General features: G+C 68.5%; 20 protein-coding genes. 12 read left to right on the plus strand and 8 right to left on the minus strand.

Annotated elements, in window-relative coordinates; genetic code table 11:
* Nucleotides 1-4: 4 nt before the first annotated feature.
* The 5 genes from ACTHNC_RS05375 (at nucleotide 5) to ACTHNC_RS05395 (ending at nucleotide 4951) form a co-directional block, all read left to right on the plus strand.
* Nucleotides 5-1207, plus strand: coding sequence for a PucR family transcriptional regulator (locus ACTHNC_RS05375; protein WP_440293569.1), 1203 nt, complete (start codon nucleotides 5-7; stop codon nucleotides 1205-1207).
* Between the two features lie 89 nt (nucleotides 1208-1296).
* Nucleotides 1297-2223: an ACP S-malonyltransferase gene (locus tag ACTHNC_RS05380; protein ID WP_440293570.1), complete on the plus strand. Its 927-nt coding sequence runs from the start codon at nucleotides 1297-1299 to the stop codon at nucleotides 2221-2223.
* A 4-nt stretch (nucleotides 2224-2227) separates the two neighbouring features.
* The gene (locus tag ACTHNC_RS05385; protein WP_440293571.1) at nucleotides 2228-3232 is read left to right on the plus strand and encodes a beta-ketoacyl-ACP synthase III; all 1005 of its coding nucleotides are present in this window, start codon (nucleotides 2228-2230) and stop codon (nucleotides 3230-3232) included.
* Between the two features lie 134 nt (nucleotides 3233-3366).
* Entirely contained in the window at nucleotides 3367-3615 is a 249-nt protein-coding gene (locus ACTHNC_RS05390; protein WP_440293572.1) for an acyl carrier protein, read from the plus strand.
* Nucleotides 3616-3712: 97 nt separating this feature from the next.
* Nucleotides 3713-4951 (plus strand): beta-ketoacyl-[acyl-carrier-protein] synthase family protein, encoded by a 1239-nt coding sequence (locus ACTHNC_RS05395; protein ID WP_440293573.1) that lies wholly within the window; start codon nucleotides 3713-3715, stop codon nucleotides 4949-4951.
* Between the two features lie 143 nt (nucleotides 4952-5094).
* Here ACTHNC_RS05395 and ACTHNC_RS05400 read toward each other — a convergent pair whose 3' ends face one another.
* A complete protein-coding gene (locus ACTHNC_RS05400) occupies nucleotides 5095-5598 on the minus strand; it encodes a DUF3145 domain-containing protein (RefSeq protein ID WP_440293574.1) in 504 nt (167 codons plus the stop codon).
* 220 nt (nucleotides 5599-5818) lie between these two features.
* On the opposite strand from ACTHNC_RS05400, the gene ACTHNC_RS05405 reads away from it, so the two are divergent.
* The 6 genes from ACTHNC_RS05405 to ACTHNC_RS05430 all read left to right on the plus strand — a co-directional run bounded on the left by ACTHNC_RS05405 (nucleotide 5819) and on the right by ACTHNC_RS05430 (nucleotide 10664).
* Nucleotides 5819-6499, plus strand: a complete 681-nt coding sequence (locus ACTHNC_RS05405; protein ID WP_440293575.1) for a PadR family transcriptional regulator — start codon at nucleotides 5819-5821, stop codon at nucleotides 6497-6499.
* Nucleotides 6500-6501: 2 nt separating this feature from the next.
* On the plus strand, nucleotides 6502-7002 hold the full coding sequence (locus ACTHNC_RS05410) for a metallophosphoesterase family protein (RefSeq protein WP_440293576.1): 501 nt from the start codon (nucleotides 6502-6504) through the stop codon (nucleotides 7000-7002).
* Between the two features lie 79 nt (nucleotides 7003-7081).
* Nucleotides 7082-7639: an ArsR/SmtB family transcription factor gene (locus ACTHNC_RS05415; protein WP_440293577.1), complete on the plus strand. Its 558-nt coding sequence runs from the start codon at nucleotides 7082-7084 to the stop codon at nucleotides 7637-7639.
* Complete coding sequence (locus ACTHNC_RS05420) at nucleotides 7636-8949, plus strand: MFS transporter (protein ID WP_440293578.1); 1314 nt, start codon at nucleotides 7636-7638, stop codon at nucleotides 8947-8949. Before ACTHNC_RS05415 ends, ACTHNC_RS05420 begins: the two co-directional genes overlap by 4 nt.
* A 58-nt stretch (nucleotides 8950-9007) precedes the next feature.
* The gene (locus tag ACTHNC_RS05425; protein WP_440293579.1) at nucleotides 9008-9379 is read left to right on the plus strand and encodes a YciI family protein; all 372 of its coding nucleotides are present in this window, start codon (nucleotides 9008-9010) and stop codon (nucleotides 9377-9379) included.
* Nucleotides 9354-10664 (plus strand): RNA polymerase sigma factor, encoded by a 1311-nt coding sequence (locus tag ACTHNC_RS05430; RefSeq protein ID WP_440293580.1) that lies wholly within the window; start codon nucleotides 9354-9356, stop codon nucleotides 10662-10664. The genes ACTHNC_RS05425 and ACTHNC_RS05430 overlap by 26 nt, the downstream gene beginning before the upstream one ends.
* A 54-nt stretch (nucleotides 10665-10718) precedes the next feature.
* Here the strand turns inward: ACTHNC_RS05430 and ACTHNC_RS05435 are convergent, their stop codons facing one another.
* The 3 genes from ACTHNC_RS05435 to ACTHNC_RS05445 form a co-directional block, all read right to left on the minus strand.
* Nucleotides 10719-11564 carry a DUF1684 domain-containing protein gene (locus ACTHNC_RS05435; RefSeq protein ID WP_440293581.1) on the minus strand — a complete coding sequence of 282 codons (846 nt, stop codon included), beginning with the start codon at nucleotides 11562-11564 and terminating at the stop codon, nucleotides 10719-10721.
* Nucleotides 11565-11632: 68 nt separating this feature from the next.
* Nucleotides 11633-13333, minus strand: a complete 1701-nt coding sequence (locus ACTHNC_RS05440; protein WP_440293582.1) for a bifunctional 3'-5' exonuclease/DNA polymerase — start codon at nucleotides 13331-13333, stop codon at nucleotides 11633-11635.
* On the minus strand, nucleotides 13333-15879 hold the full coding sequence (locus ACTHNC_RS05445; protein ID WP_440293583.1) for a phosphatidylglycerol lysyltransferase domain-containing protein: 2547 nt from the start codon (nucleotides 15877-15879) through the stop codon (nucleotides 13333-13335). The genes ACTHNC_RS05440 and ACTHNC_RS05445 overlap by 1 nt, the downstream gene beginning before the upstream one ends.
* A 314-nt stretch (nucleotides 15880-16193) precedes the next feature.
* Between ACTHNC_RS05445 and ACTHNC_RS05450 the strand changes: the two genes are divergently transcribed.
* The gene (locus ACTHNC_RS05450) at nucleotides 16194-16991 is read left to right on the plus strand and encodes a hypothetical protein (RefSeq protein ID WP_440293584.1); all 798 of its coding nucleotides are present in this window, start codon (nucleotides 16194-16196) and stop codon (nucleotides 16989-16991) included.
* Between the two features lie 165 nt (nucleotides 16992-17156).
* On the opposite strand, the gene ACTHNC_RS05455 is transcribed toward ACTHNC_RS05450, so the two are convergent.
* From ACTHNC_RS05455 to ACTHNC_RS05470, 4 genes are all read right to left on the minus strand, one after another.
* Nucleotides 17157-17444 carry a HepT-like ribonuclease domain-containing protein gene (locus ACTHNC_RS05455; RefSeq protein WP_440293585.1) on the minus strand — a complete coding sequence of 96 codons (288 nt, stop codon included), beginning with the start codon at nucleotides 17442-17444 and terminating at the stop codon, nucleotides 17157-17159.
* 76 nt (nucleotides 17445-17520) lie between these two features.
* Complete coding sequence (locus tag ACTHNC_RS05460; protein ID WP_440293586.1) at nucleotides 17521-17826, minus strand: nucleotidyltransferase family protein; 306 nt, start codon at nucleotides 17824-17826, stop codon at nucleotides 17521-17523.
* Between the two features lie 90 nt (nucleotides 17827-17916).
* Nucleotides 17917-18426: an N-acetyltransferase family protein gene (locus ACTHNC_RS05465; protein WP_440293587.1), complete on the minus strand. Its 510-nt coding sequence runs from the start codon at nucleotides 18424-18426 to the stop codon at nucleotides 17917-17919.
* A gap of 38 nt (nucleotides 18427-18464) precedes the next feature.
* Nucleotides 18465-18869, minus strand: coding sequence for an arsenate reductase ArsC (locus ACTHNC_RS05470; protein WP_440293588.1), 405 nt, complete (start codon nucleotides 18867-18869; stop codon nucleotides 18465-18467).
* Nucleotides 18870-19010: the final 141 nt, after the last annotated feature.

Here is a 19010-nt window from a genome sequence, read left to right on the forward strand (position 1 = left end):
GGGCGTGGCGAAGCCGAGAAGCAAAGAGGAGACTCTCGCCTGGCTGCGCAAGATCTCGGGTGAGCTCGCGACGGCGACGCTGAAGCGCCTCGAGGACACGCTGCCCTGGTACCGTGAGATGCCGCCGGGCCGGCGGTCCGCCGTCGGGCTGGTGGCACAGGCCGGCATCACGTCGTTCATCTCGTGGTTCGACGACCCGCGATCGACGCCCTGGATCGCCGCCGACGTGTTCGGAGCCGCTCCCCGCGAGCTCCTGCGTTCCGTCTCGCTGCAGCAGACGCTTCAGCTCATCCGCGTCGTCGTCGAGGTGGTCGAGGACCGCGTGCGCACGAGCGGCAACGAGGAGCTCGGCGAGGCGATCCTGCTGTACTCGCGGGAGATCGCGTTCGCCGCGGCGGATGTCTACGCCCGCGCCGCGGAGGCCCGCGGGCTGTGGGATGCGCGCCTCGAGGCACTCGTCGTCGACTCGATCCTCACCGGGGAGTACGACGACGAGCTGCCGAGCCGGATCGCCGCGCTCGGCTGGCACGGGCACGGCGAGGTCAGTGTGCTGGTGGGAACAGCGCCGAAGCAGCTCGACGTCGACCAGTTGCGCCGCATCGCCCGGCACATGAGCGCCGACGTGCTGATCGGCGTTCAGGGTTCGCGGTTGGTGCTGGTGATCGGGCGCGCGCAGCCCAGGACGAGCGAGCCGGAGGAGGTCGGCCCGTCCAACGCGATCGGGTTCATGGAGATCGCCGAACAACTGGAACCGCAGTTCGGGCCTGGGCATCTCGTGCTCGGTCACGAGGTTCCGGGACTCGTGGATGCATCCAAGAGCGCGCGAGCGGCCCTCGCCGGATTCGCCGTGGCGAAGGGATGGCGCAACTGCCCGCGGCCGGTGCACGCCAACGACCTGCTGCCGGAGCGAGCGTTCGCCGGAGATCCGCTGGCCAGGAGCACGCTCGTGAACCGCATCTACCGCCCGCTGCAGGCGCACTCCCCCGAGCTGCTGAACACACTGTGGAGCTACCTCGACAACGGCCGATCGCTGGAGGCGACGGCCAGGGAGCTGTTCGTTCATCCGAACACCGTGCGCTACCGGCTGAAGCGGGTTACGGATGTGATCGGCTGGGATGCGACGGGAGCCCGTGAGGCGCTCATCCTCCAGGCGGCACTCATCGTGGGATCGATCAACGAACCCGACGCGCCGATCCGGCGGCGATGACGAGTGCTGTACGACACCGACAAACGATCCCGCCGGAGTTCATGGAAGACCGACACGGGCGGCATTCTCAGGATTGGCAGACTAGAACAGTGATTGTCGTCGCCTGCCCTGGACAGGGCTCGCAAACCCCCGGATTCCTCGCGCCCTGGCTGGAGGACTCCGCCTCGCGCGACCTGGTCGCCGGCTATTCGGAGGTCGCCGGGGTCAACCTGGTGAAGCACGGCACCGAGTCCGACGCGGAGACGATCCGTGACACCGCTCTCGCCCAGCCGCTCATCGTCGCCGCGAGCCTGCTCGCGCTACGAGCGCTCCGTGCCGCGGCGCCGGACGCCGTGATCGGCGGCCTGGCCGGCCACTCCGTCGGCGAGGCCGCGGCCGCAGCGGGTGCCGGCATCCTCTCCGAAGAGGATGCCCTGCGGTTCGTGCGCGCGCGGGCCCTGCTGATGGCCGAGGCCGCGGCCGCGGCTCCCACCGGTATGAGCGCGGTGCTGGGCGGCGACCAGGATGCCGTCGTCGAGTACATCTCCGGGTTCGGCCTGGAACCGGCCAACTACAACGGCGGAGGCCAGATCGTGGTGGCAGGAGACCTGGACGCGCTCGCCCGCCTCGGCGAGGAGCCGCTGCGCGGCACGCGCGTGGTGCCGCTTCAGGTCGCCGGCGCATTCCACACCCGCTACATGCAGCCGGCCCGTGACGGCCTGGCCGAGGAGACCGCGGACTTCGCGGCTCAGGATCCGACGCTCACCATCTGGACGAACCGCGACGGCTCCGTCGTCGACTCCGGAACGGAGTTCCTCGAGCTGATGGTGGGGCAGGTCGCGTCGCCGGTGCGCTGGGACCTGTGCATGGCATCCTTCGAGCAGGCGGGCATCACCGGCCTGATCGAGTTGACGCCGGGCGGCGCGCTCACCGGTCTCGCCAAGCGCGGGCTGAAGGGCGTGCCCGCCGTGGCCATCAAGACGCCGGACGACCTCCCCGCCGCGGTGGATCTGCTCAACGCCGGAAGCGACGCCTGACCCGATGAGCGCACCCCGTCTCCGGCAGTCGACCGGCGCCCAGTACACGCGCATTCTCGCGTTCGGCGCAGCGCGCGGGAGCATGGCCGTTCCGAACGATGACCTCGTCGGGCCGATCAACTCGTCGGACGAGTGGATCAGGCAGCGCACCGGGATCGTCACGAGGGCCAGAGCGCCTCGCGATGTGCTGGCGATCGACCTGGCGACCGAGGCCGCACGCGAGGCGATCGAGAAGTCGGGCGTCGCGCCCGCCGAGATCGACCTCGTGCTCATCGCCACGATCAGCAATGTGCAGCAGACGCCGTCGATGTCCGCCGTCGTCGCTGAGCGCGTCGGCGCCAACCCGGCCGCTGCGTACGACGTGAACGCGGCCTGTGCCGGCTACGCGTACGCGATCGCTCAGGCCGATGCGCTGATCCGCGCGGGAGCCGGGCACCACGCCCTCGTGATCGGTGCCGAGAAGCTCTCCGACATCGTTGATCCCGCCGATCGCAGCATCTCCTTCCTGCTCGGCGACGGTGCAGGCGCCGCCGTGATCGGTCCGAGCGAGGTGCCCGGCATCGCGCCAACGGTGTGGGGCTCAGACGGTTCACGGGCGGATGCCGTCGGCATGGACCACACGCTGATCGAGTTCCGAGACGGCGAGGCGGCGTGGCCGACACTGTGGCAGGACGGGCCGTCGGTGTTCCGCTGGGCGGTGTGGGAGATGGCCAAGGTCGCCAGGCGGGCGATCGAGGCGGCCGGGATCACGCCCGCCGACTTGTCCGCGTTCGTTCCGCACCAGGCCAACATGCGCATCATCGACGAGTTCGCGAAGCAGCTGAAGCTCCCCGAGTCCGTCGTGATCGCCCGCGACATCGAGACGACCGGCAACACGTCGGCCGCCTCCATTCCGCTTGCAGCCCACCGGCTGATGGCGGAGCATCCGGAACTGAGCGGCACGCTCGCTCTGCAAATCGGCTTCGGCGCCGGCCTCGTGTTCGGCGCCCAGGTCGTCTTGCTGCCCTGAACAGCCCACCTATCGCGGCTACGCCGCTCACTGACTCAATCGGGTCGGCCTGGCAAGCAAGCTCGCCAGGCTCTCCCCTCAATCGCCCATAGACTGTTCTGCTGTCACCCGACATCCCAAGGAGAAACGAAGAAATGGCACTTTCCCGCGAAGAGGTCCTGGCCGGTCTGGCCGAGCTCATCAACGACGAGACCGGCATCGCGACCGACACGGTCGAGCTGGACAAGTCCTTCACCGACGACCTCGACATCGACTCGATCTCGATGATGACGATCGTGGTCAACGCCGAGGACAAGTTCGACGTCAAGATCCCCGACGAGGAGGTCAAGAACCTCAAGACCGTCGGTGACGCCGTCGACTTCATCGTCGGCGCCCAGGCCTGATCACTCGTCGGCGCGGCGTGTCTCGCCGCGCCGACGCGACGTATGTTCCATTCACCATGAAACGGCGCTTGTCGCGCGCCCGAGGCTGAAGAAACTCATGACCAAGAAGATCGTCGTCACCGGCATCGGTGCGAGCTCCCCTCTAGGCGGCACCGCCGTCGACAGCTGGAACGCTCTGCTGGCGGGCGAGTCCGGAACGCACACGCTCGGCTACGAGTGGGTCCAGAAGTACGAGCTGCCCATCACGTTCGCCGCGGAGGCGAAGGTGCGGCCAGAGACCGTGCTCGAGCGTCCGGTGGCCAAGCGTCTGGACCCGGCGTCGCAGTTCGCGCTGGTGTCCGCGAAGGAGGCCTGGGCCGACGCGGGTGCGCCGGATGTCGACCCCGATCGTCTCGGAGTGGACTACGCCACCGGCATCGGTGGCGTGTGGACGCTGCTGGATGCCTGGGACACGCTCAGGGAGCGCGGCCCGCGTCGCGTCATGCCGCTGACCGTTCCCATGCTGATGCCGAACGCGCCGGCGGCTGCCGTCTCGATGCACTTCGAGGGCCGCGCGTTCGCGCGCACCACGGCATCCGCCTGCGCCTCCAGCACGGAGTCGATCGTCAACGCCTACGAGCATCTGCAGCTCGACCTCGCCGACGTGGTCATCGCGGGCGGAACCGAGTCCGCCATCCACCCGATCACCATGGCGGCGTTCGCCTCCGCCCAGGCCATGTCGAAGCGCAACGACGACCCCGAGCACGCCTCGCGGCCGTACAGCATCGACCGTGACGGCTTCGTGATGGGCGAAGGCGCCGCCAGCCTCGTGCTGGAGACCGAGGAGCACGCCCTCGCCCGAGGCGCCCGCATCTATGCGGAACTCGCCGGCGGGGGCGTGAGCGCTGACGCCTACCACATCACGGCCAACGATCCGGAGGGCAAGGGCGCCAGGCGAGCGCTTCTGGCCGCGCTCGAGCGCGCCGAGGCGACGCCGGACCAGGTGACCCACATCAACGCACACGCGACGAGCACGCCGGTGGGTGACATCGCCGAGTACGTCGCACTGCGCTCCGTGTTCGGCGACCGCGTCGACGAGATCCCCACGTCGGCGACCAAGGCGTCCACCGGGCACCTGCTCGGTGGCACCGGTGCGCTGGAGGCGCTGTTCACCGTGCTGGCATTGCGCGACCGCGTCGCGCCGCCGACCATCAACATCACCGAGCAGGACCCGGAGATCCCGCTGTCGGTCTCCGGCCGGCCGCAGCCCCTTGGCGACGGCCCGCAGTTGGCCGTGTCGAACTCGTTCGGGTTCGGCGGTCACAACGCGGTCGTCGCGTTCCGCAGCGTCGACTGACGACCGAGGCGAGAGCAGAGCACGCTCGCGTGCTCTGCCGAGCCGATGGAGTCAGTTGAGCGGCGCAGCCGCGAACACTGAGCTTTCGTAGCGGCGACTGACTTTCGCAGTGTCGACCGAGCGGCGGCGCTCCCGAAGGGGGCTCAGCCGACCTTGTGCAGCCAGATGACGGGCGCGTCGTCGCTCGCGTGCCGGAACGGTTCGAGTTCGTCGTCCCACGCCTGACCGAGCGCCAGCCTCAGCTCGTGCTGCAGATCGTGGGCGCTCGTGCCGGCGAGCTCCATCGCGTAGCGCACGCGATCCTCGGGGATCACGGTGTTGCCCGCGGTGTCGGTCTGCGCGTGGAAGATGCCGAGCGAGGGCGTGTGGATCCACCGGCCGCCGTCCGTGCCGAGACCGGCATCCTCGGTGACCTCGAATCGGAGGTGCTGCCAGCCGAGCAGCCCGGATGCGATGCGCGCCGCCGTGCCGCGTTCGCCCTCCCAGAAGAACTCGGTACGCAGGGCACCGGGCAACACCGGCTGCTCCTGCCACTGGAAGTTGACCGGGCGCTCGAGGGCACGCCCGACCGACCACTCCAGGTGGGGGCAGAGCGCACGAGGAGAGGAGTGCACGTAGAGCACTCCTCTGGCCTTTGTTGACGCCATGGTGTCCTCCGTTCGATGTGGTGCGTCTTCCCCTACGACCACGGAACGATGAACACTGACCGATGCATTATCCCCCGATGAGCGGCGGAATAACAAGAGTGTGATTCGCGCGGCGTGATTCCCGGGTTCCCGTCGGCGGCGCGTCGCGCTGTCGCAAACGCATTCCGGGTATATCAATACCGCGTATACATCCTGTACCGCCTCACCACCGGGAGCGCCGTTGTCCGTTCGCCAGAGCCTTCTCGCCATCCTTGATCAGGGTCCGTGCTACGGATATCAGCTGCGTGCTGAGTTCGACCGCCGGACGGGGTCGGCGTGGCCGCTCAACGTCGGCCAGATCTACAACACGCTCGAGCGACTGGAACGCGACGGGCTCGTACGGAAGGCCGGCTCCGACGAGCAGGGCCACGTCTTCTACGAGATCACGGATGCCGGTAGTGCGGCCGTCGCAGACTGGCTGGCCTCTCCCGTGGCACAGGACTCCGGCACCGTCCGCGACGAACTGGCGATCAAACTCGCGCTGGCGGCCACGCTGCCGGGCGTCGAGGCATCAGGAGTGGTGGCCGCACAGCGTACGGCGACGGAACGCGCACTGGAAGGCTTGGTCGTGGCGCGCGAAGCGCTTGCTTCTCCCGCGACCCCCGAGCAGCTTGCGGAACTGCTCGTGGTCGATTCCCGTGTCGTCGCCGCGGAGGCACAGCTTCGGTGGCTCGAGGATGCCGTCTCCCGGCTGCGGGACGCCAGGGGCGCCGGAGTTGTCGATGGCACTCCCCTCGCGACCGACGTGCCCAAGCGGGGTCGCCCGGTCAGGAGCCTCACGACGGCGGGCGCTGCCGAGGCGCCTGGAACCGGCGCGGCGGGCACCGTTGTCACGCCGGAGGTCGTCGCGGAGGCGAGCTGAACGTGACGCGACTCGTGCTGCTCTCCGACACACACATTCCGAGGCGGGCAAAGGACCTTCCCGCGAACCTGTGGCGGGCGATCGACGCAGCCGACCTCGTCATCCACGCTGGCGACTGGGTCGACGTCGCGACCCTCGACGTGCTGGAGCGCCGCTCGCGGCGGTTGCTCGGCGTGTATGGGAACAACGACGGGCCCGACCTGCGGGCACGCCTGCCGGAGATCGCGCGGGAGACCGTGGACGACGTGCGGATCGCCGTCGTCCACGAGACCGGCGCCGCCGCGAACCGTGAACGGCGAATGGATGCCACGTTCGGCCACACCGACCTGCTCGTGTTCGGCCACAGCCACATTCCCTGGGACACCATGACTCCCGGCGGCCTGCGCCTACTGAACCCCGGCTCGCCCACGGATCGACGACGCCAGCCGGCGGCCACGTTCATGACGCTCGAGCTGGACCGCGGCGAGATCCGTGACGTGCGCCTCGTGGCCGTCTCGAACTGACCGGGCGGAGTTCTGAAAGAGCGTTGCAGTTCCGTTCGCTGCGACCTAATCTGAAACAGTCTTTCAGAACGGAGTCGCCATGGACGAGAAGAGGATCGCCCTCGATGACCCGCGCACGGTCGAGGCTCTCGCGCACCCGGTGCGGCTCGACCTGCTCGGCCACCTGATGAGCGAGGGACCCGCCACCGCATCGCAGTGCGCGCGGGCCATCGGGGACAACCCGTCGAACTGCAGTTACCACCTGCGGGTGCTGGCCGGGCTCGGACTCGTCGAGGACGACCCCTCGGCCGACGGCCGGGAACGCCGCTGGCGAGCCACGATCACTGGCTTCAGCACGGACCCGCACACGGCCGGCTCCGAGGAGCTGTTCGCCGCGTCGGTGCAGGCCGACTACCAGGCGGCGCGGCAGTATCTGCGCGAGCGCCCACGGCTCGATGAGGCGTGGCGCGACGCCGACGCCCACGCACACTACGGGCTGCGGGTGACCCCGGAGGAGCTCGCAGACATCGCGCGTCGCATCGACGAGGTGGTACGGCCCTACATCGCCGCAATACGCGCCGACGCCCCGGCCGAAGCCGAGACCGTCAACCTCTCCCTGATGGCGCTCCCGCGCCCCAGGCGTCGCGACCGTCCATGAGCTCAGCGCTGCGCTCCCCCGCGTTCGTTCGCGTTCTGCTCGCCGGGTTCGTGTCCGACACCGGCGACTGGATGCTCTTCGTCGCGCTTCCGCTCGTGGTCTACCGGCTGACGGGTTCGGCCCTCGGCACCTCGGTCGCGTTCGTGCTCGAGCTGGTGCCGGTCGTGCTGCTCGCTCCTGTGGCGGCACGGCTCGTCGGACGGTACGACCGCAGACGCGTCCTGGTGGTCGTCTCGCTCGTGCAGGCGGCCGCCGTGGCGCCCCTGCTCCTGGTACGAAGCGCGGAACAGATTCCGGTCCTGTACGCGGTGATCGTGTTGCAGGCATCCTGCTCGGCCGTCTTCGAACCGGCGAAGGACTCGTGGATGCCCGAGCTCGTCTCCGCGGACCGGCTGGTGAGCGCGAACGCCCTGATCGGGCTCGCGCAGAACGTCGGCCGCCTGGTGGGCGGCCCTTTGGGCGGAGCGCTGCTCGCATTCGGCCGGATGGACGTGATCGTGGTCGCAGACATCACGAGCTTCGTGCTCGCCGCGGTGCTGCTGTGGAGCGCTCCGCACGACCGGCGGAGGAGGATGAAGGCCGGGGGCGGTATCGGGGCACACGCTCCGTCAGCCGGTGCAGCGGCTCGAGCGACCGGCGCGTCGCCCACGCGGATCGGTGTGGTTTCGGCGCTTCGACAGCGAGGGTTGCGCGCGACGTACGTTTCCGCGGGGCTCGCGGCGATCGCACAGGGCCTGTTCCTCGTGCTGTTCGTGTTGTTCGTCACGGACAGCTTGAAGGGGACGGACGCCGAGGTGGGGCTCCTTCGTGGCATTCAGGCGGTCGGTTCGATCGCCGCGGGGGCTGCGCTGGGCCTGCTCGCGGTGGCTGCCCGGCCGCGCCGAATCGCGATGATCGGTGCAGTGGCCTTCGGGCTCATCTCCCTGGCCGTGTGGAATCTGCCCGCGATCACGACCGCGACGTGGCCGTACGTCGTGCTGTTCATGCTCGTCGGCGCACCCGGGGTGCTGCTCTCCACCGGGTACATCAGCCTTATCCAGACGACCGCCGCGAACCGGGGCTCGGCGTTCGCCGCGTACGGTCTGGTGAGTGCGGTCGGGCAGGGCGTCGGCCTGCTCGCCGCTGGTGTCGTGCAGCCCGTGACGGGACTGCTTCCGCTGCTGGAGGCGCAGGGCGTGCTCTACCTGCTTGCCGGCGTCGTGATGCTCAGCGGGCACGCTCGGAGCCGCACTGGCGCTGCGGATGCATCTGCCGCAACCGCACGGAAGCGCTCGGCTGTCGAAACCGGCGGCACCCATTCGACGTCATGACGAGCGCGGATGAAGGCGTGAGCGGTTGCGACGACGTCGCACGAGGCAGGGATGCGGGATGAAGTACATGCTGGTGCTGCGGGCATCCGAGCCTGCGCGCGGCTTCGCGCAGGATGAGGCGGAGCGGAGGGCGATGACGGCGTACGACGAGCGACTCATCCGGGCCGGTGTGCTGCTGGCGGGCGAACGCCTCGACCCGGGCGCCGCGGTACTCGTGTCCTGCGATGGCGAGCGGCGCAGCGTCAGCGACGACGGCGGGCGTGACACGACGCCGCCGATCGCAATGTGGATGCTGCAGGTCGCCTCCTCGGAGGAGGCCGTCGAATGGGCGAAGCGGTGCCCCGCGAGCGGCGGGTGCATGGAAGTGCGACGAATCGTGGAACGATCCGACACAGGTGCGCAGCATGGTGCGATCGGCGGCGCGCGATGAAGGAGGCGCGGTGGCAGACGAGGTGAGTCGGACCGACACGACGACGGTCGCGCGGGAGATCGAGACGGTGTGGCGCCTGGAGGCGGCGAAGGTAGTGGCGACGCTGGCAAGGATGGTGGGCGACCTCGGCAGGGCCGAGGATCTCGCCCAGGATGCGCTGGTGGAGGCGATGCAGTCGTGGCCGCGTACGGGCATCCCGCGCAATCCAGCGGCCTGGCTCACGTCGGTGGCCAAGCGGCGGGCGATCGATGCGTGGCGCCGCGACGAGCGAGCGGCCGAGAAGTACGCGCTGATCGCTGCGGCCGAGGCGGGCGATGGCGACGCGATTGAACCCGATGAGACCCGCATCGACGACGACCTGCTTCGCCTCGTCTTCGTCTGCTGCCACCCCGTGCTGCCGGCGCCCTCGCGCGTCGCCCTGGCGCTGCGCGTGCTCTGCGGGCTCACGACGGAGGAGATCGCTCACGCCTACCTCGTTCCGCCTGCCACGATCGGGCAGCGCATCACACGGGCGAAGCGAGCACTTGCCGCCGCGAACGTTCCGTTCGAGGTGCCCGATCGAGACGAGTTCGACGACCGTCTCGGGTCGGTGCTCGAGGTCGTCTATCTCGTGTTCAACGAGGGCTACGCCGCGACGTTCGGCGACGAGTGGATGCGTCCGACCCTCGCCGAGGAGGCGATGCGGCTAGGTCGGGTGCTCGCCGAGCTCGTGCCTGAGCACGCGGAGGCGCACGCGCTCGTGGCGCTGATGGAGCTCCACGCTTCCCGTTTCGCGGCACGCCGAGCGGCGGACGGTGCAGCGGTGCCGCTCACGTCTCAGGACCGCACCCTGTGGGACCGGCTGCTGATCGCGCACGGTGTCGCAGCGCTGCAGCGGGCCGATGCGCTCGGTGGTCCGCGAGGGCCGTACGCGTTGCAGGCCGCGATCGCCGCGTGCCACGCCACCGCCACTTCGGCGGACGCCACCGACTGGCCGCAGGTCGCCGGCCTCTACGACGCGCTCGTGGAACGGATGCCGTCACCCGTCGTCCAACTGAACCGGGCCGTCGCCGTCGGCATGGCGTATGGGCCGCAGGCGGGCCTGGAGGCACTAGAGCCGCTCGGCGCGGAGAAGTCGCTGTCGACGTACGCGCTTCTGCCCGCCGTGCGTGGCGACCTCTTGGAGCGGCTCGGCAAGCTCTCCGAGGCGCGGCGGGCGTTCCTCAGCGCGGCGTCGCTCACCGCGAACGAACGGGAGCGGAACGAGCTGCTGCGCAGGGCGAGCGAGGCGGATCCGCTCGGCTGAGAGGGTGCGGCATCAGCTGCGGCCCCGTGACGAAGTCCGACGCCGTCATGCCGATCAGAACTCGTGCAGCAGGGAGCCATCCTTCTTCAGCACGTTCTTCTCCCCCGCCTCGATGCGCACGGCGAACCGGTTCTGCTTCGGCGGCATGGGGCAGTTGAATGCGTAGCTGAACGCGCACGGAGGCAGGATGGCCCGGTTGAAGTCGAGCGTGATCGTGCCGTCGGCGTTCGGCGCGACGAACAGGAACCGGCCGACGGAGTACGTGTCGTCGCCGCTCGTGGCGTCGGAGAACACGAGCTGGAGCGCCCGCCCTGCCTTGAACGCGGCGAGGTTGTAGTCAGTGCCGTCCTTGCTGAACGTGATCTCGCCGGGAATCGCCAGCTCGCGGGTCGCTCCCTCGTCTTTCAGGTGCTCGAACCCGACGGACAGACCCTCGACCGGAGTGAACGTCGCCTGGATGACCCACTCCGGGTTGTACGGGAACACATCGATCGAGCCGAACTCCCGGATGCCTTCCGACTGGATGTCCCACACCCGTAGTCCGTACTCGCCCGACTCGTTGCCGATGACGGTTCCCGTGACCGTGTCGCTGAACGCGATGGTGCTCGGATCATCGGTGTCCTTCCCCCGCACGATCGCCTCACCGTCGACCAATGCACCGTCGACGACGACGCCGTCGGCCGCTGCCGCCGTCACCTTGAGGCCCGACTGGCCTGCGGGCAGCGGCGACCAGAGTCCCGCGGCGCCCCAGACCGGCTGCGGTTCGGCATCCGTGATCCACTGCGTGTTCACCAGGGCGAGGTTGCCGTTCGGCTGCACCACCGAGTACTCACGTCGCTCGTGGAAGTTGTTCAGGAGCTGGGCGGGGTCGGTCGTGGATGCTGCGGCGGTGTCGGTCATGGATCCATCCTCTGCTATCGGGCGGCGTCGGTGACTGCAACGCGGGGGCGGGGGCGGATATTGCGTCGTCATTTCGCCTGGTCGTAGCTGTCGACGATGCCGACCGTGAGCGGGAACTCGACGGGGAAGTCGCCGAACAGGAGGCGGCCGGCCGCACGCGCAGAAGCCCGGACGGCGGCAGCGGCCTCGTCTGCGACCTCTACCGGCGCGTGGACGACGACCTCGTCGTGGAGGAAGTACACGAGGTGTGGGCTGCGGTCGAAGGGCGGCGCCGCACGTCCTGGTACGTCGCCGACGAGCTCGACGAGCCGGTTGCGCAGCTCGGCCATCCAGCACAGCGCCCACTCGGCGGCCGTGCCCTGAACGACGAAGTTCCGGGTGAAACGGCCCCAGTCCCTGGCACGGGAACGTGCCCGGCGCTCCTGCTCGGCCGTCGCACCGGGCAGCGACGCGGAGCGCTGGCCGGAGAACCAGTCCTCCGACGGCAGAGGTGACGTTCGGCCGAGGAGCGTGCTCACCCGCTCCCCTCGCTCTCCGGCGGCTGCCGCCTCGGCGACCAGCGACACCGCCCGCGGATACGCGCGCGCCAGTCGCGGCAGCACCCTCGCTCCGTCGCCCGTGGTGCCGCCGTACATGGCGGCGAGCATTCCGACCTTGGCGTGCTGCCTGCTGTCGACGACGCCGGATGCCACGAGGCCGTCGTAGAGGTCACGGCCGCGTCCCGCTGCCGCCATCCGTTCGTCGTGGGAGAGCCCGGCGAGGATGCGCGGCTCGAGCTGAGCGGCATCCGCGACGACCAGCTTCCAGCCCGGGTCGGCGACCACCGCGCCGCGCACCTGCTTCGGCAGCTGAAGGGCACCGCCGCCGCTCGTCGCCCAGCGCCCGGTCACCACGCCGCCCGGCAGGTAGTCGGGGCGGAAGCGCCCGTCGTGCACCCAGGCATCCAGCCATGCCCAGCCGTTCGCGGCGTACAGCCTGGCGAGCTTCTTGTACTCCAGCACGGCGGGCATGGCCGGATGCTCCACCTCGCGCAACTCCCACGCGCGCGTGCTGGATGCGTTGATGCCCGCCCGTTGCAGAGCCTTCACCAGGTCACCCGGCGAGTCCGGGTTCAGCGTCGGGGCGTCCAGCCCGGTACGGATCTGCGCGACCAGTTGCTCCATGCGCTCGGGCCTGCCGCCGAGCGGATCGCGCGGACCGAGCAGTTCGGTGAGGAGGCGTTCGTGCACGTCGGCGCGCCACGGAAGGCCGGCGTGCCGCAGCTCGGCTGCGACGAGCGACCCGGCGGACTCCGCGGCCAGGAGAAGACGCAGACGGGAGACGGTGGGCCGATCGGTGATGGATGCGACGGCATCGAGCTGCGCACGCAGCTCGACCACCTCGTCGGCCTCCGTCTCGGTGGGGCCGGGGTCGTCGAGGCGGAAGAGCGCGTCGTCCGCTGCGGGTTCCGGCTCCGGCGCCTGTGCCCGCCACACCGGCGGGGCGTCGTGCAGCGGAGTGTGCTCCGTCGCGGTCGCACCGCGCAGGATCGTGCCGCACAGCGCGAGGTCGACGCATCGCGCCACCCGGGTGCCGTGGGAGAGGAGCCGTGGGTACCACGATCGCGTGCTGTTCCACGCCCACCGCGGCTGCGACGGCTCCGCGCGCCGTACGTAGTCCGGCCATTCGGCGGCGGCGAGTTCGGAGACGACGCCTTCCGTGCCATCCGTCTCGACGTCCGTGACCGTGGTGCCGTCTGCTGTGCGCCGTGCGACGAGGTAGGCGGGCATCAGCGCACGGGCGTCGGCTCGCTGCGCTGCCTGCCGAGCAGGGCCATCGCATCGCGCACCGTCAGACCGGGCAGGTAGGCGCGGAGCAGCGCGAGTCCGATGGCGGGCAGTGCCACAGGATCGGGGTAGGCAAGGATGAGCGGCCGCAGCTCCGGTTGGAACTTGCGCTTGAACGAGAGCAGCGAGCGGAAGCCGTACATCGCCTCGAGCGAGGAGGCGAGCATGGACAGCACGGCCTCGACGGCGCTGTCGGGGGCATCCGCCGTCGTCGTCCTCGCCAGAGGAGCGGCCGAGAGACTGAGATAGCCCATGCCGTCGTCACGAGCGCGCTCCGCGGCGCCCGCGATCACGTACTCCATCACACCGTTCGGCCCGTCGATGCGGCGCCGCATGAAGTCCAGCGTCCAGCCGTGCACCCGGCCCTCGCGATAGCCGGGCATCCAGCTCGTCACTGCCTGGATGACGCCATCGCCGTCTCTGGCGAGCAGCAACCCGACGTCACGGTCGTGCAGCTCGTCGAGACCGCCGAGCGTGAAGCCCATCTCGGGGAGTTCCTTCTGGGCCACCCACTGTTCCGAGAGGTCCGCGATCTGCCGTGCGGTCTCGCGCGGCAGTTGGACGTATCTTGTCCATTCCAGCGTGTAGCCGTCACGTTTCGCCCGGTTGATGGCGGTGCGGATGTCCTGCCACTTCTTGCCGGTCGTGCTCCAGGACTGCGGAGCGATCACGGCCTCCTCGGCGACGACAAGCCGATCCCAGCCGATCGCCTCGAAGTGGGCATCCCATTCCCCCGCATCCACGCTGTAGAACGCGGGCGTCCAGCCGCGGTCGTCGCAGTAGCGCGCGAAGCCGGCCATGGCATCCGCCACCCTGTTCGGGTCACCGAACGCGGCTCCGATCGTGATCGCCACGCCGCCGACGACCCGGTAGCCGACCGCCGTGCGCCCCTCCGGTCCGAACCAGTACGACGTGGAGGGCCAGGTCGTCATGAAAGACAGGTGGTCGCCGCCGTACTGCTTCAGGATGCGCCTGGCTCGATAGGCGTCGTGCACAGACGACGCGGGACGAGCAAGCAGCGGAGGAATCGCGGCACCGACGGCGATGAGCCAGAACAACGGTCCGACACCGTGATAGAGGATGCGACCGGCCAGCGACGACGGCAGGAAGTCCGGAACCTCCCGATGCAGGAATTCGACGGGGATGAAGCGTTCGACCGCGTCGAGCAGCAGGTCGGCGATGGTGATCGGCCGGTCGAACGCGATATCGCGCAACGCCCAACCGAGGCCGACGTACAGCACGATCAGTGCGCCGACGCTGACGCCCACGATCGTGAGATAGCGCACGATCGACCGTCTCGAGGGCATCACGGTGAAGCTGCGACGTGTTGCGAACAGCAGCACCCCCGTCACCACCGGGGCGATCACTGTCGCGCCGAGGGTCGCGACGACGCCCCACGAACCGTGGTCGGGAAGTCGCTGCACGCCGGGGATGCCTGTGCGCGGCAGGAACCCGAGGTAGTACGCGGCGCAGAACGCGAGAAGCGCGTTCATCGCGATGCCGAGTCCGACTGCGAAACGACGCCCCCTCGCAAGGCCCCAGCTCACCAGTATGAGCATGAGCAGCGGCAGCACGCTGAGCACGATGGGCCCGAACGAGCCGATGCGTTCGAGGGTGATGGCCTGTACGCACGAGTGGCTCACAGCGTAGACGGTGCACGCGCGAAGCCCCTGGGGGTCGGACGACGAGCCGTTGTCGAGCAGCAGCGCGAGCGGTGCGAGAAGACCGTGCGGATGCCTCGACAACGCCGCGATGATCGGCCCGATCGCGCCGGTGGCCACAACGGATGCCATCAGCACGCGCACCTCGTGGTGGGAGCTCCAGCCCCATTTTCGAGACCTGCCGGACGGGTTCAGCACGAGTCCGAGCGCGAACCCGATCAGCACGGCCAGCGCGCGGTACATGTCGACCGGACCGCCGCGGTACAGCAGGAACATCAGCACGATCACGGTCGTCAGCACGCGGATGCGTCGCCTGGTACGCACGGACGCGAAGGCGCTCGCGGTCATGACGGCGCCAGCAGCGCCGGTCAGCGGGTCGAGAACGAGCGTATCGAGCACGCCCTCGTTGAAGATGCCGCCGGCCGATCCGATGACGGTCTGCAGGGTGGCCCCGAGCACGTCGGCAGCGATCGCGGTGGCGAAGAACGCGACGATCGTGCGCCAGGTGCCCATGCGCCGTTCACTGATCGTCAGCGCGATGCCGCCGAGCACGAGGGCGAAGACGAGCGCTACGTAGTCGGACGCGACGATCAGCGAGGTGACCGGGCTCCACCAATGGCCCCACAGCCCGAGTGGATCGAAGCCGGTGGCGATCATCCGTTGCACAGGGCCACGCACACCGGCGGGCGTGCTCACCACGAGGGTGACGACCGTGACGACGACCAGATAGGCGATCGTGAACGGGACGCTGGAGGCACCGTCGAGCGCAGCGCGCAGCAGGCCGGAGCCCGACGGTTTCGTACGTGTGTCTGTGGGTGAAGCTGTCATCCGACCGCCAACCCTATGGCATGCAGGCGACACGACGACGGCCGACACGAACACGAGCGGAACGGAGACGACGGCTCACGTGGGATGCCCATGTGTTGCCCTCCGCTCCGGCGCGCTTATGCGGCCGGAGTCGATTCTTCCCCGCGCAACTGACTGCCCGGCACTACTGAACGGCGTATTCAGAAACGTGACAGCAGCCGCACATGCCGCGGACGGCGATCACACGGACTGGCCGCCCATCGTGTGCGCCCTCACAGGTACGGCGTACGACGCCCAGCGAGCGATCATCGAGTGATGCGCACTAGCGTGTGGACGTGACTTCAGCCCCGAGCGTGCGATTGAGCGGACCCGACCTGCCCCAGACGCTGCTGATCGACGGCCGTGCACCGGTGCCGCTGCCGCGTGGATTCCACGTCGCCGCTGTCGAACCCCAAGGTAATGGCGTGCGACTTGACTCTGTCGATGGGAGATCGATGGCCGCAACCCCTGGCCAGCTGGCAGTCTTCAGCCGGCTGCTGTCTGCAGGCGTCGACGACGCGCACGATTCGAAGGCGGAGGCCGAGTTCCTTGACCGTCCGTTCCGGCCCGGGCCGGACACATTGATCCCTGAACTCCTCGCCCCGATTGAGGACCCGGTGTTCGGCCCGCTCACCGTGCAACCGCCTTCGGCATTCGGCTCGACGATCGAGATCGAGGATGCGAGGCCGCTGGCGCCGGCGGTACCAGCGACCGATCACGGCTTTTCGTTCGAGTTCGGCTCCGTGAGTCGGGATCGGCTGGCAGATCTGCTGCCGCCTGCACGGCTCATGCTGTCGAACCTCGCCTCCATACGGACGCGAGCCGCCGAGTTCGTGTGGCAGCAGGGGCGCGACGAAGACCGGGCCGGCACGACGTGGGAGGCTTTCGATTCCGCACTCGTCCTGATGGGGGTCGTCGTCTATCACTCCGGCGATTTCGGCATCGAGCTGCACGACGTGACCGGCCAGTGCTTCGGAGATGGCTACTGGCCACATCGGCTTCTTCGCCGACGGCACCCCAGCCGAATGGGCGGTCCAGGCATGAATGACGGAGTAGGGCGGACGGGACTTGAACCCGTGACCGGCGGATTATGAGTCCGATGCTCTAACCAGGGGCTTGAAACGCCAGCGCTCCAGTACGAAATCCGCGGAATTGCGCGGATTTTGAGCGCCATGTGATCACTGTGATCACGTTGCTTTTCACTCAAGTGTGGGCAAACTGTGGGCAAACGCCAGACGCATGAGCGGTAGTTACCAGAGTTACGGCGGCGATCCGGCGGGATCGTTGTCAATCTCCCTGAGCAGGTTCTCGAGAACCGGGATCAGTTCGGGCACCGACCGAGTCGCCGCCAGCCAAACGACGCGGCTATTGACGACCAGATACCCGTGGATCAGCACGTTGCGCATGGCGATGATCTGGTGAAGGTTCGGAATGCGATCCGCAAGGTCCGGATCCGCTCGCCGCAGTTTGCCGAGGGACTCACCGATCAATTCCAGCTGCCGCTCTGTAGCCCAAGTGACCGGCCCACCGTCGAGATAGCTCTCCAACGGGGTATCGCCAAGAGCGACGTGAACATTGCGGGCGAACTCGAGCGCGTCCCAGAGCAGGCCGGCTATCTCGCCCCTAGGCCGCATAGAGGTCCTGCGCAGTCCCGAACGCGGAGGCCTTGAAGTACGGGTTGCGCACGGCGCTGGCATCGACGAGATCAACTTCACGCCCAAGAATGCGTTCGAGTTCGTCTTTCAGGTCGAAATAGTCGTGGAAGAGATTGTCGTTGTCCGGTAGGAAGTCGACGAGGAAGTCGACATCGCTGTGTTCGGGGTCAAAGCGGTCGGTCAGGACCGACCCGAAGACCCGCAGCCGCTGAACGTGATACCTCGCGCATGCACGGCGAATCGCCTCGACGTCAAGGATTGCAGCCGTGCTCATGAGTCCATTCTCCTTGAGAACCGTGCCGCAGTGACAAGCAACCGAAACGATCGCTCCCGGTCGGGAGCCGATCGTCCGGTCGCGCTGCCGCTATCCGCCGGCCGTTGTGCTTCGGCGTTCGATGATGATGACGTCGCGCCATTGTCCGGCGTAGGGGCCGTATCCCATTTTGCCGACGCGTTCGCGCATGCCGACCGTGCGGAATCCGGCCGCGGCGTGAAGCGCGAGGCTCGATTCGTTCTCGGGGAAGATGCCCGACTGGACCGTCCAGATGCCCTCGGACTCCGCAGTAGTCACGAACGCGTCGAGCAGGGCCCGGCCGGTGCCGTGCCCACGCTCGTCTTCCCCCACATAGACGGAGTGTTCGATGACACCCTCGTAGACACAGCGCGAGGAAACGCGAGTGGCGGCGGCCCAACCGACCACCCGGCCATCGCGCTCGGCGACCAGTCGCGGGTTGTCGACCTTCTCGTGGTCGAATTCGGCCCACGTTGGCGGCTTGGATTCGAACGTCGCATTCCCGGTGTCGATGCCCTGTTGGTAGATCCGTTCCACTGCGGGCCAGTCGTCGGCTCGCATCGGCCGGATGGTGATTGCCATGTCGCCTCCTTGCGGTGGGTCGAGGGTACGCGGCGCCGCTAGCCGGCGTAAAGCTCTGCGACCAACGCTTCGACGCGCTGGCGAATCTCGTCCCGGATCGGGCGTACTTTCTCGAGCGGTAGTCCGGCGGGGTCGGTGAGTTCCCAATCCTCGTAACGCTTGCCAGGAAAGACGGGGCAGGCGTCACCGCAGCCCATGGTGATCACGACGTCCGCCGCGCGCACGTCGTCGACGTCGAGCAGTCGTGGCGTGTTGGCAATGATGTCGATGCCGTCTTCGGCCATGGCTGCTATGGCTACCGGGTTGACCATGTCACCGGGTTCGGAGCCAGCCGAGCGGACGTGGATGCGGTCTCCTGCCAGGGCGGCGAGGTACCCGGCGGCCATCTGAGAGCGGCCGGCGTTGTGGACGCAGACGAACAGGACGGTGGGAATCTTTGTCATCTCTTCTCCGGTTAGCAGGTGGAGCGGGCCCCCCCCTGGGGGGGGGGGGCGCCGCAAAGGGAAGCAAACACCCCGCCACCCCCCACACACAAACAGAGAACAAAAAACAAAAAATAAAAATCCCCCCAAAAAACAAAAAAT

The sequence above is a fragment of the Humibacter sp. genome (genome assembly GCF_051954055.1).
In the GTDB taxonomy this organism is placed as follows: Bacteria; Actinomycetota; Actinomycetes; order Actinomycetales; family Microbacteriaceae; genus Humibacter.

Excerpts from the sequence above, each read along its gene's own strand:
- ACTHNC_RS05425 (WP_440293579.1), top strand. The coding sequence starts at position 9,008 with ATGAAGTACATGCTGGTGCTGCGGGCATCCGAGCCTGCGCGCGGCTTC.
- ACTHNC_RS05385 (WP_440293571.1), top strand. The coding sequence starts at position 2,228 with ATGAGCGCACCCCGTCTCCGGCAGTCGACCGGCGCCCAGTACACGCGC.
- ACTHNC_RS05395 (WP_440293573.1), top strand. The coding sequence starts at position 3,713 with ATGACCAAGAAGATCGTCGTCACCGGCATCGGTGCGAGCTCCCCTCTA.
- ACTHNC_RS05390 (WP_440293572.1), top strand. The coding sequence starts at position 3,367 with ATGGCACTTTCCCGCGAAGAGGTCCTGGCCGGTCTGGCCGAGCTCATC.
- ACTHNC_RS05415 (WP_440293577.1), top strand. The coding sequence starts at position 7,082 with ATGGACGAGAAGAGGATCGCCCTCGATGACCCGCGCACGGTCGAGGCT.
- ACTHNC_RS05435 (WP_440293581.1), bottom strand. The coding sequence starts at position 11,564 with ATGACCGACACCGCCGCAGCATCCACGACCGACCCCGCCCAGCTCCTG.
- ACTHNC_RS05440 (WP_440293582.1), bottom strand. The coding sequence starts at position 13,333 with ATGCCCGCCTACCTCGTCGCACGGCGCACAGCAGACGGCACCACGGTC.
- ACTHNC_RS05465 (WP_440293587.1), bottom strand. The coding sequence starts at position 18,426 with ATGGCAATCACCATCCGGCCGATGCGAGCCGACGACTGGCCCGCAGTG.
- ACTHNC_RS05400 (WP_440293574.1), bottom strand. The coding sequence starts at position 5,598 with ATGGCGTCAACAAAGGCCAGAGGAGTGCTCTACGTGCACTCCTCTCCT.
- ACTHNC_RS05470 (WP_440293588.1), bottom strand. The coding sequence starts at position 18,869 with ATGACAAAGATTCCCACCGTCCTGTTCGTCTGCGTCCACAACGCCGGC.
- ACTHNC_RS05430 (WP_440293580.1), top strand. The coding sequence starts at position 9,354 with ATGGTGCGATCGGCGGCGCGCGATGAAGGAGGCGCGGTGGCAGACGAG.
- ACTHNC_RS05420 (WP_440293578.1), top strand. The coding sequence starts at position 7,636 with ATGAGCTCAGCGCTGCGCTCCCCCGCGTTCGTTCGCGTTCTGCTCGCC.
- ACTHNC_RS05445 (WP_440293583.1), bottom strand. The coding sequence starts at position 15,879 with ATGACAGCTTCACCCACAGACACACGTACGAAACCGTCGGGCTCCGGC.
- ACTHNC_RS05460 (WP_440293586.1), bottom strand. The coding sequence starts at position 17,826 with ATGAGCACGGCTGCAATCCTTGACGTCGAGGCGATTCGCCGTGCATGC.